Genomic DNA, 365 nt, shown 5'->3' with positions numbered 1-365 from the left:
TGAACTTTGTTATCACCAGTCTCTGCATAGTGATCGGCGCTACCTATGCATCAGAAGAGAAGAGCAGGCCTATTCACCCTGCGCACAGCACACATATCCACCCCTGTGAAATCACATCTTGCACCATCAACAGGTCGACTGAGCCCCACCTGGTGCATTGCCATGGGCAAAAACAAAACACCCAGTTAACACTCATGGGGTCAACGGCTGTACAACATCTGGCCATTGAAACGGATGCCACAACATGGGTTAGGAATCCAGCAACTATTTGCCGTATTTCCAGTAACAATGAGGTTCCTGAGATTTTGTGCACTTCTCCTCCTTCATCCCCCTTTCTGGACACTCTATTGCCAGAGTTTTGGGGC

Source organism: Parendozoicomonas verongulae, assembly GCF_009711465.1.
Classification (GTDB): Bacteria; Pseudomonadota; Gammaproteobacteria; order Pseudomonadales; family Endozoicomonadaceae; genus Sansalvadorimonas; species Sansalvadorimonas verongulae.
Note: the sequence above shows the minus strand (reverse complement) of the source record.